The sequence below is a fragment of the Burkholderia sp. E168m23 genome, assembly GCF_016586125.1.
Classification (GTDB): Bacteria; Pseudomonadota; Gammaproteobacteria; order Burkholderiales; family Burkholderiaceae; genus Burkholderia; species Burkholderia orbicola.
Map to the genome: position 1 here is coordinate 1 of NZ_BCPP01000294.1, position 7,102 is coordinate 7,102.

Annotated in this window: 8 protein-coding genes; 2 read left to right on the plus strand and 6 right to left on the minus strand. The window is 59.0% G+C overall.

The window, feature by feature from the left end; genetic code table 11:
* Positions 1 to 1,160, plus strand: a 1,160-nt coding sequence (locus JMF90_RS16680) for a MalY/PatB family protein (RefSeq protein WP_201325239.1), incomplete at its 5' end; no start/stop codon positions are given.
* A 58-nt stretch (positions 1,161 to 1,218) separates the two neighbouring features.
* Entirely contained in the window at positions 1,219 to 1,437 is a 219-nt protein-coding gene (locus tag JMF90_RS16685) for a 4-oxalocrotonate tautomerase family protein (RefSeq protein ID WP_011548522.1), read from the plus strand.
* A gap of 86 nt (positions 1,438 to 1,523) precedes the next feature.
* Here JMF90_RS16685 and JMF90_RS16690 read toward each other — a convergent pair whose 3' ends face one another.
* The 6 genes from JMF90_RS16690 to JMF90_RS16715 all read right to left on the minus strand — a co-directional run.
* On the minus strand, positions 1,524 to 1,799 hold the full coding sequence (locus JMF90_RS16690) for a hypothetical protein (RefSeq protein WP_236597993.1): 276 nt from the start codon (positions 1,797 to 1,799) through the stop codon (positions 1,524 to 1,526).
* Positions 1,800 to 1,873: 74 nt separating this feature from the next.
* The gene (locus JMF90_RS16695) at positions 1,874 to 2,386 is read right to left on the minus strand and encodes a TniQ family protein (protein ID WP_011548524.1); all 513 of its coding nucleotides are present in this window, start codon (positions 2,384 to 2,386) and stop codon (positions 1,874 to 1,876) included.
* Positions 2,379 to 3,248, minus strand: coding sequence for a TniB family NTP-binding protein (locus JMF90_RS16700; protein ID WP_011548525.1), 870 nt, complete (start codon positions 3,246 to 3,248; stop codon positions 2,379 to 2,381). Before JMF90_RS16700 ends, JMF90_RS16695 begins: the two co-directional genes overlap by 8 nt.
* Before the next feature lie 9 nt (positions 3,249 to 3,257).
* Positions 3,258 to 4,394 (minus strand): Mu transposase C-terminal domain-containing protein, encoded by a 1,137-nt coding sequence (locus JMF90_RS16705; protein ID WP_236593027.1) that lies wholly within the window; start codon positions 4,392 to 4,394, stop codon positions 3,258 to 3,260.
* Between the two features lie 916 nt (positions 4,395 to 5,310).
* Positions 5,311 to 5,817 (minus strand): flavin reductase, encoded by a 507-nt coding sequence (locus JMF90_RS16710; RefSeq protein WP_226113947.1) that lies wholly within the window; start codon positions 5,815 to 5,817, stop codon positions 5,311 to 5,313.
* A gap of 165 nt (positions 5,818 to 5,982) precedes the next feature.
* Positions 5,983 to 7,102 (minus strand): AMP-binding protein (locus JMF90_RS16715; RefSeq protein WP_201325240.1); only part of this gene is annotated, 1,120 nt, incomplete at its 5' end.

The window sequence follows — 7,102 nt, forward strand, 5'->3', positions numbered from 1 at the left end:
TGGCGGAGGAAGGTTTCGCGAATTATCTGTTCGGAGCGGATGCACCTGCACTTGCACTCGAGATGCCGAGAGAAGAGCTGATATCGATGTGGGTCGCCGACATGCAATTCGCCGCCCCCGATGCCGCCATCGATGCCATTACCGAGCGCCTCAAACATCCCATCTTCGGCTACACGGCGGACCTGGACGAGCAGCTCTATCAGGCTTTCCACTCCTGGTGTGCGCAACGATACAGCTGGCATTTCGCTCGCGAGGAAATGCAGGTCTCACTCGGCGTCATACCAGCCCTCTTCGCACTCGTAGAATATGTGTGCCGCCCCGGCGACAAAGTGCTTAGTCTGACGCCGGCCTATGGATACTTCAAACACGCGGCGCTTCAGCGCGATCGCGAATTCGTGACGTCACGCATGCTCGCATCCGACGACGGCAAGTACTCGATCGACTTTGAGGACTTCGAAGCGAAAGTTAGCGATCCGGCGGTGAAGCTCTTTTTCCTCTGCCACCCTCACAATCCGACCGGCCGGATCTGGACAAGCGACGAGCTGCGCCGAATGGGTGAACTCTGCATCGCAAACGGTGTGAAGATTGTTTCTGACGAGATCCATTGCGACTTGCTAAGAACCGGAAATGCACACACGCCGTTGGCGAAGTTGTTCCCGGGTAGCCCAGACATCATCACGTGCATGGCCGTTAGCAAGACGTTCAATCTGGCAGGAATGATGATCGCGACCGTCATCATCCCGGATCCGGAATTGCGCTCAGAATGGAAACGGCGCCACTACCCGTTCGTGAACCCGCTCAGTCTCGCCGCCGCCATCGGTGCGTACCGCGATGGCGCTCCGTGGTTGGATGCGCTGCGGCTGTATCTGGACGAGAACTTCGCCCTGACTCAACACTTTCTGAGCGATCACTTGCCAAAAGCAAAATTTCGCGTTCCGGAAGCGACTTATCTGGCGTGGATCGACCTACGGACCTATTTCGACGATTCAGTCAACCTCACGCGTTTCTTTCTTGAAAAATCAGGCGTCGTTCTGGAAGGCGGAGAGATGTTCGTCGAGAACGGCGACCGCAGAGTGCGACTCAATCTTGCGTGTCCGCGGGCGCAGCTTCGGCTGTCCCTCGAACGAATCCGAGATGCAATTGTGAAGCAATACCATTGAATCAAGCCGACGTAAGGCAAGACAGCAGCATCAATTCAAACGAACCAAAGGAACACTTATGCCGCTCATTAACGTAAAAGTCATCGAAGGCGTTTTCTCCGCAGCCGACAAGGAAAAGATCATTTCTACCCTTACCGACGCCATGGTGTCGATCGAGGGCGAAAGCATGCGGCCCGTTACCTGGGTTATCGTTGAGGAAGTAAAGAGCGGTGACTGGGGCATTGCCGGCAACGCACTAACAACCGAGAGGGTTAAGGCACTGGCCGCAGGCCAGTAACTGGCTGGCCCTGAACGGGCTCCAGCGGCAGTGAAGCGACCATCGCTTATGCCGTTGGAGCCCTTTTTCATTGCTTCCACGGCATGCTACCTAAAACGCGCAGCCAGCGCGATTGATCGAGTGGGCCAGGTCACCGCTCCGAATTTCAACAGCCGCCCAGTGCGAAAGTGAGCATGACGACAAGAGGCGCCTGAGATCACAATAACCAATCCGCCGATCTTTGCGGCGGCTTGCGCGTCAAACGGCAGCGGCAGGTCGGGCGTGATCGTCATGCGGGCTTGCTGCGTGATTTTCGCCTCGGTCGCTACACCACCACCGAGGGCGGTCCACCGGAATTTGAATCCGATGCGCAAGCCGGGCACGGCCAGCTCGTGTAGCAGTTCACAATCAATGCTAGCCGTGCCCAAAGTAGTGCTAGCAATGTTCACTAATACTGCTAGCGTAGTGTTTTGCTCAGCCTAAGCGGTGGGCATCGATAACGTGATATCGCCCGCAGCGCGGCGTCGAAATTCGGAGCTCTGGCGAAAATCGATTGCGGAACAGTCTCGAGCAGGCTGTGGTGCACCCGGCAGTAGTCGGCTGACGGATCGAGCCACTCCCTCTTCCACCGTGATGCAGTGACATCGGCGTCGTTCAGAACAAGACATCTGAAGCAATACACCAAGTACTTCTGGTCGAAGACCCACTCATGCGGCGTCTGGATCATGCTCAGAATGCCATCGTTGAGCCGCGCTACGCGAGATAGACGGCTCAGAGTTGCGGATGGAACTGGGGGAAAGAGGATCCAGCCGGCCTTGGTCAGGCTAGGCATCGCTACGCCTGTGCCCGATTCCCAGATCAGGTCTACGCTCGTCTGATACCGCGCCGCGATTCGACCCAACCAGCTACCAAACGCCTCTTCCAGGAAGGGGCGAGGTGCGATGGGCCACGGCCGGTGGGTGTCAGACATACGCGCGGGCAACTCGTTCTAGGTGAGCGATATCGATGCACTCGTCACCGTTCCTGATCGCCAACTCTGCTGCTTCGTTGAGGATCGTAGATATGGCGCCAGTCAGCCCTCCGCTTATCTCGAGAACGAGCTGGACAATCTCACGTCGCGACAGATTCGATGGTTTTCGTAGCGGCAAGACTTTCTCGAACGCAGCCATGAGCCTGCGAAGACTTTCACTTTCCCTCCACCTTGGGATCTCGAATGGTCTGTAGCGGCTGATCATCTGTGAATCGGTCTGAAGCCCTAGAACGGCATCGCGCGTACCGACAAGGACCATGCTAATCTGCAGGTCGTTGGCTCGGTATTTTAGAAGGTTCAAAGAGGCGCGTTGCTCACGGTAGGTTCCGGCGAGCAGGTGATGGACCTCGTCTACGATTAGCATCTGCGGCGACATCCGCCGCAAGATGTCGCGAGCGAGCCGCTCGAGTGTGGCAAGCCCTGCAGCGGGGTTATGTGGCGCACCGAGCTCAAAGAGCAAGGCGGCGTAAAAGCGGTGCTGATCGGGGGTGGGAGGCATCTGTACGCTCACGACCGGACACCGCTCTACCCCGGTTCTCTCGTCGAACTCGCTGGGGTGCGCTCGCCTGAACTTGGCCGTTATCTTGGTTTTCCCGATGTTCGAGTCGCCGTGCAGCAGAAGACACGGCATGCGCTCACGTCTCGGCGTGTCATAGAGCCGCTGCAGTAGCTGTAAGGCTTCAGTCGCTCGGGGATAGTCGATCCACCGGTCACGTAGCAGACTCTTTATGCGATCCTCTTTTCCGAGTAGGACCTGATCTCTTGCTGCGGGTAGCAGATGCGCGAAATCATCTTGCTTCATGCTGGCCCCCTACCACTGTTCAACGTCATACGCGGTAACTGGTGCGTCGTAGTTTACCTGCTCGACCTGCCGCTGTTCAGTGAGTGAGAGATCTTCGATGCTGCTCTTCGGAACCAAACCGCCAGCTTGACGTGCCATGCGGCGTCGCGCTCGAGTAGCCCGCTGGGAAGTGACGACCAGTTGTCGCTGCTGCTCAACAGTCTCGAATATCTCCCTCTCCGATACTGCCCGTTGTCCCCTAGCCCGGATAGCTCGCAAAGCTGCTCGCTGTTCGAACAGCGAGATGGGAGGCCGACGCAAGTCCGCGTATCGCACTTCAACGAAACTGCCTCTGCCAGCGCTTACGAAGATGCGCGAGAGGTCTTCTGGGTGATAGCGGACCGTCACGGACCGGCGTGTTTCCCGCCATGCCGCGAACAAGGGATGCCAATAGCGGATCAGGAAGAGCTTGAGGCCGTCCCGCTGAATGGTCCGGGATGCGACTGGCAGGAACCGGATCAGAAACTTCAGTTCGGCATCCGGTTGAGCTGGCAAGCATCGTGAATCCGCTGCTCGCCATGTTTCCTGCCACTTTTGCGCGGGCTGAAGTCCCAACAAACCGCGGTGGGGGCCGCAGTGATAACGCCTACCGATCTCGACAGCCAGCCACTGCTCGAACTGCTTCAACGTAAGCGAAGCTGTCTTTTCGGCCTGGCGCGCCTTGCGCCCTTTGACTGACGATCCAGTCGAACCAGGGAGGCCACGTACGCGCTCCATCAAGGTCCTGTTCAGCCGCTCGATGTGGCCACCAAAGTGCGGCTTGCCCACCGGTCGGTACATCAGTTCAATGCCGTACTCGCGGCATCCACTGCGAAGGGCACGGCTTTTGAATTCGGCCGCGTTATCAAGATGCAGCGTTCGAGGGATACCGCGCATCGGCCAGTCAGCCTCAACGCCTAGTCTTTCGAGCCACGGCTCTTTGCGCAGAACTACGCGCGAGAGGAGCAAGCTTACCGTCGCAGCCCCCGGCCTCTCCATTGCGACATAAAAGCCAAGCACACATCTCGTAGCAACGTCGAGAGCCACAGACAGCCACGGTCGACCGATAATCTGTCCGTCCAGTTCGCTAACGAGCAGGATGTCCGCTTGCGTGTGATCAACCTGCATGATATCTAACGGATGTCGGACCTGGAATGTGCCAGGGGCAACTGCAGCGTTCGGGAGCGCAGCTCGTGCCAAAGCATCCTGCTCGCGATAGGAGAGCCACCGTCGAGCAATTGTTGACCTGCTTGGAGGCGATAGACCTGCAACGCTGCAGCGACGTTTCACCTCAAGTACAAGATCAGTTGCAGGATGCGCAAGGTGTCGCTGATCAGGGAGCCATTCGTGCACGGCCTCGTCGATGACGCATTCGACGGCGGCGTCCAGTCTGCCCCCGGTCGCCCTACCCGGCTGCCTTGGCTCTAATGTGCTGGCGACCGGATCTGCGAGGAAACGTCGACGCAGGCGATATACGGTGGTGCAGTGAACGCCTAATAGCTGTGCTGCTCGTTCAGCCTGCTGTCGGGAAAGCACGCCGTTGCCAAGCGGTCGAAGCACGGACGCAATCTTCGCTGCTCGAGCGGCCCGCTCTTCGATCGAAGCCATATGGATCCCTATCAATCCACGCGACACGTGCGCTAGCAGTATTAAAGAACACGTGCAACGTGCTAGCAACGTTAGTGAACATTGGCCAAGTTTCCGTTGCAGAAACGCAACGGCTAAGCAGCCGCCAGAAAGCTTCAAAAAGTCCCTGTTCGCCGAGGCTTCTTTGAGAATTTCCGCTAGCAACGTTTCTGAACACGGCTAGCGCTAATAATGAACGCCTACACCAGGTCATCGCTCTACATCGGAAGACCGGCTATTTGTATAACGCCGGGGCAGCCCACCATCGACTTCCATCGTCCCGGTGTAGCTCTCGTCCTTTGCTGACTACGCCACCGCAAACGCACCCATCAGCAGTATCGGCGGACACTGTCAGCAGAAACTTCGAACGGCAACAATCGGCCTGGCCTTGTGGTCGCTGGGGAACGGCCGCGCCGTGTCACGCATGCTGCTGCGGCAGCCGATGATAAGCGCGCCCGTGATAGACGAGGCCCGTACACGCGGAGCCGAGATGTAGCGCCTGCACGGCGCAGAAAAAGACCGTATGTGTGCCGATGTCGATGCTCCGGTCCACCGTGCAGTCGAGACTCGCGGCCGCTGTGGCCAGCACCGGCGCACCCGTGACGAGACGGATCCACTCGCCGTACGTGAAGCGCTCGGTCATCTGGACATCGCCCTTGCCCGCGAAGATCGGTGCAAGCATCTCGTGCTCATGGGAAAGAACGTTGACGCAGATGATGCCCGCCTTGCTGAAGTGTCCATATTGACGGCTGGACCGGTCTATGCAAACGAGCACCGTAGCAGGATCGTCGGTGACGGAGCACACCGCGGACACCGTCATGCCGACATCGCCGGAAGGTGTCGTGGTGGTGATGATATTCACCGCTGCGCCGATACGGGACATGGCTTCGCGGAAGGTCGTGCGGTCGGGGGAAAGTGCTATCACGGCGGTACCTCTCTCGGTGGACGGAACGGCGGTGCGGCTTCGTGGCGGCGCGCCACGGGTCCTTGCATGAAGCATGCGTGGTGAAGTACCCGTGGCGTTGCACCGTTCATCACCCACGCCGCACCGTCGACGGGTTCTCGTGGCCAATTGCGCTGCCGGCGATTCCTATTGCCGGTGAACGGACGCTGCTGTCCCTGAACCGACGAGCTGCTCCTTGATCAACTGCTCTTCGGCATCGTCGTAAAGGCCGGCAATAATGTGCGCGTAGCGTGCCATCAATGCCTTGCGGCGTTTCTTGCGCGTGGCGGTCATCACGCCGTTTTCCGGTGTGAGTTCCTCGGGGAATATCCTGAACGCCTTGATCTGCTCCGCGCGCGCCAACCTCGCATTTGCCTTTTCCACTTCTTCACGGATCAGGTCGATAACGGGCTGCGAACTGGCCAGATCGGCGTACTGCGTGACCGACGGGTCGTGCGTCCTGGCCCAGTCCATGGCGAGCGTGCCGTCGACTTCGATCAACGCCGTCAGATACTTGCGCCCTTCGCCGATCACGAGTGCCTCGGTAATGTACGGACTCTGGCGCAGTTCGTTTTCGACCTGCACCGGGCTGATCGATTTGCCGGCGGCCGTATTGATGAGCTCCTTCTTTCGATCGATCAGCTTGTACGACCCGTCCGCGCCGACGTCGACGATATCGCCGGTGTACAGCCAGCCGTCCCGCAGCGCGGCCTTCGTTTCGGCTTCCTTGTTCCAGTAGCCGATGAACAGCCCCGGCCCCCGAACGATCATTTCGCCGTCCGGCAACACGCGGGTTTCCCAGGCGGGGTCGTCGAGCGGGACGCCGGAGTTGCCGGGCCTCGACCAGTCGGTCACCTGCGCGAGGTTGCCGCCGACCATCTCCGTTTGCCCGTAATTCTCTTTCAGGTTGACGCCCCACAACTGAAACAGCGTGACGACCTCGGGCGGCACCGGAGCGGAGGCCGTGTACGGATAGCGCAAATCGTCGAAGCCGATTCTGGCCAGCAACGGCTTGAACACGTGCTCACGGCAGATGGCGTAGAGCTGTTCCTTGAACGGGTCGCCCGTGCCTGCATCCTGGCGATCGGCCAGCACTTCCCGCGCGATGCCGAGCGCGAGCGTGTAGTTTCTCCGCTCGGCTTCGCTGCTGCCGTTCACGTGGTTGATGATCTGGGTCGCGAACTTCTGATAGAAGCGCGGCGGCGCCATATAGGACGTCGGTCTGACTTCCTGAATGCACTTCGCGAAATCGGCCGACACGTCGACG